The sequence below is a fragment of the Halobacillus sp. BBL2006 genome, from assembly GCF_000786645.1.
Lineage (GTDB): Bacteria > Bacillota > Bacilli > Bacillales > Halobacillaceae > Halobacillus.
Genome location: NZ_JRNX01000716.1, coordinates 1 through 3,104, shown reverse-complemented (window position 1 = coordinate 3,104; position 3,104 = coordinate 1). Strand labels below are relative to the sequence as shown.

Here is a 3,104-nt window from a genome sequence, read left to right as displayed (position 1 = left end):
TTGTCTTCTTTTTTCTTGGATACTGGTTTGTTCGCCACTTTAGCTAACTGTTGTACCAGTTTACGGACCGTTTTTTCATCACTGAAATCTGCGTTTTGTACAGAGTTCGCAACTTTGAAAACATCTTCAGGATCGATGTTGGCCTTCTTTTTTAAATGATCAAAAATATTCTTTTGAAAATCACTCATGAACAGTTGACCTCCTCGTGCGTTAAGTTCTAGATAGTGTATGCACAAAGGAGGTCAATTGTCAGTCATTCATTTGATCATCTAGAATATTTGTCAAATCCTCCATCTCGTGACGGCGGATCCTTGTCATCAATTGATCGACGACATCCCTCGGAGCCGCTTGCTCAAAAAGGATTTGATAAATCCCTGTTGTAATGGGCATTTCAACACCTTGCTCTTTAGACAACTGATAAGCAGCTTTTGTTGTACGAACGCCTTCTACAACCATACCCATCTGTTCAAGCACTTCGTCCAATTCATTTCCTTGACCTAATTTATAGCCAGCACGCCAATTTCGACTGTGAGAACTTGTACAAGTGACGATCAAGTCCCCGATGCCAGTAAGTCCTGAAAATGTAAGCGGATTGGCACCCATTGATGTTCCTAACCGCGCAATTTCAGCCAACCCCCTTGTAATTAATGCAGCTTTCGCATTATCTCCGTAACCTAACCCGTCTGAGATCCCTGCACCGAGAGCAATAATATTTTTCAGGGCACCACCGATTTCAACACCGATAAGATCAGGAGAGGTATATACTCTGAACTGGCTATTAATAAACAGATCTTGAACGTTCTCCGCTACTTTCAATTTGTCTGCAGATACGGTGACCGTTGTGGGTTGTCGAAGACTTACCTCTTCTGCATGACTAGGACCAGATAGAACAACAATATCCTCAAAGTATTCTTCAGGTATTTCTTCTTTAATGATTTCGGACACTCTTTTATATGATCCTGGCTCTATGCCTTTAGAGGCATGAGTAATAGTCACTTTCTCCTTAAGGACTTTCGTTAAATCCTGACAGACTTCTCTTATGGCTTTCGTAGGGACGACAAGAATAATATGTCTAGCCCCTTCGACCACACTTGATAAGTTATTATCAGCCTCTATTTCGTCAGGAAGAGTGATCCCCTTCAAATACTTTTCATTTGTATGCAAACGATTAATTTCCTCTGCATGCTCTTTTCTATGAGACCATAAAGCCACTTTATGACCATTGTCAGCAAGGACAAGAGCCAGGGCCGTTCCCCAGCTGCCTGCTCCTAGAACAGCTACTTTTTCCATGTTACCTACTCCCTTCCGTTACAATCAACTACGTTTCCGTGCGAAAATTTTAATAGGAGTTCCTTCGAATCCAAACGCTTCACGAATCCTATTTTCAAGAAAACGTTCATAAGTGAAGTGCATCAGTTCAGGTTCGTTGACAAACACGACAAAGCTTGGGGGTTTGACGGCAACTTGTGTAGCGTAAAAGATCTTCAGTTTTTGTCCTTTTATGGACGGAGAAGGATTCATAGCCAGGGCATCCATGATCACTTCATTCAAAATATTTGTCTGCACGCGTTTAGCATGGTTTTCACTAGCCTCAAGTACCTTTGGCAATAGCGTATGGATACGTTTTTTTGTCTTCGCAGATAAAAATACAATGGGAGCATAATCCAAGAACCTGAAATCGGAACGGACTTTATCTTCAAACTCTTTCATCGTCTTGTCTTCAGAGTCAATGGTATCCCATTTATTCACTACAATGATAACAGCTTTGCCCGCTTCATGAGCATAACCAGCAATCTTTTTATCCTGCTCCTGAATGCCTGTTTCTGCATCGATTAGAGTTAAGACGACATCAGAACGTTCAATCGCTTTCAATGCTCGCATGATGCTATATTTTTCAGTTGATTCATATACTTTCCCGCGTTTTCTCATTCCTGCTGTATCGATGATGACAAAATCTCGTTCATCCTTCGAAAAAGGTGTGTCGATTGCATCTCTTGTCGTACCCGCGATTTCACTCACAATGACACGCTCTTGACCAAGTAAGCTGTTTACAAGAGATGACTTCCCGACGTTTGGACGTCCGATTAAACTAAATCGGATGGTATCATCATCTATTTCTTCCTGAACTTTTTCAGGAAAGTGATTAACGACTTCGTCAAGCATGTCACCTAACCCTAGACCATGTGTCCCGGAAATTGGGTATGGTTCCCCAAATCCAAGAGAATAAAATTCATATATATTCTCCCGCATTTCTGGATTATCCACTTTATTTACGGCTAAAACCACAGGTTTATTCGATTTAAATAAGATCTTTGCAACCTCTTCGTCTGCTCCCGTAATCCCATCACGACCATTGACCATGAATACGATGACATCAGCTTCGTCGATGGCTACTTGAGCTTGTGCCCGCATTTGAACAAGGAGAGGTTCATCTCCTAGTTCGATCCCACCAGTATCTATAACATTAAAGACTGTTGTCAGCCATTCAGCTTCGGCATAGATACGATCACGAGTCACCCCGGGGGTGTCTTCTACGATAGATATTCTTTCTCCGACCAGGCGGTTGAAAATCGTAGACTTTCCAACATTTGGTCGTCCAACTATTGCTACAACTGATTTTCTCATGAAAGGATCATCCTTTCCTCATTCTATTTTCATTATTCCACGTTTCTTCTATGATGAAAACGTAAAAAGAGAGCACCTTTTTATGGTACTACTTCTCAAATGGCGAAAAAAAGACTGCTCTCCTATGAACATGCTGCCAGACAGCCTCTCTCCATAGAACAGCAGATAGCCATTAACTTTCTTATTTTAGCAGACTTTCTGTGAATACTCAATTCGTTTCAGTGCTTGACGATAATATAAAGTGAATCACTGAGACGATGAGCAATCCCGTCCAAGATCGCTTCTAGATTTGCAGCTACAGATTCCAATTCTTCTTTCGAATCACAATGAAATACTGCAGCTCCTCCTGATACTTTGTCTGCTTTTAAAGTGATTGAGGCAAGAATCGCTTTTTCTAACTTCATAGATTAACCCTCCCGATTCATTCGCTTCGAAGGCATCTGAATGGCGTTTTCTAAAACAGGGACTGCAGAAATGAT

Annotated in this window: 4 protein-coding genes; all 4 read right to left on the bottom strand. The window is 41.4% G+C overall.

Translation table 11 applies throughout. The features are described 5' to 3' along the window. The coding region (locus tag LD39_RS18730) for a stage VI sporulation protein F (protein ID WP_035551653.1) at positions 1-188 on the bottom strand (188 nt) is incomplete at its 3' end. A 61-nt stretch (positions 189-249) separates the two neighbouring features. Then, a complete protein-coding gene (locus tag LD39_RS18725; protein WP_035551650.1) occupies positions 250-1,290 on the bottom strand; it encodes an NAD(P)H-dependent glycerol-3-phosphate dehydrogenase in 1,041 nt (346 codons plus the stop codon). Between the two features lie 24 nt (positions 1,291-1,314). Then, positions 1,315-2,625: a ribosome biogenesis GTPase Der gene (der, locus tag LD39_RS18720; RefSeq protein WP_035551647.1), complete on the bottom strand. Its 1,311-nt coding sequence runs from the start codon at positions 2,623-2,625 to the stop codon at positions 1,315-1,317. 218 nt (positions 2,626-2,843) lie between these two features. Further along, positions 2,844-3,029: a hypothetical protein gene (locus tag LD39_RS18715; protein ID WP_035551644.1), complete on the bottom strand. Its 186-nt coding sequence runs from the start codon at positions 3,027-3,029 to the stop codon at positions 2,844-2,846. Positions 3,030-3,104: the final 75 nt, after the last annotated feature.

Excerpts from the sequence above, each read along its gene's own strand:
- LD39_RS18725 (WP_035551650.1), bottom strand. The coding sequence starts at position 1,290 with ATGGAAAAAGTAGCTGTTCTAGGAGCAGGCAGCTGGGGAACGGCCCTG.
- der (WP_035551647.1), bottom strand. The coding sequence starts at position 2,625 with ATGAGAAAATCAGTTGTAGCAATAGTTGGACGACCAAATGTTGGAAAG.
- LD39_RS18715 (WP_035551644.1), bottom strand. The coding sequence starts at position 3,029 with ATGAAGTTAGAAAAAGCGATTCTTGCCTCAATCACTTTAAAAGCAGAC.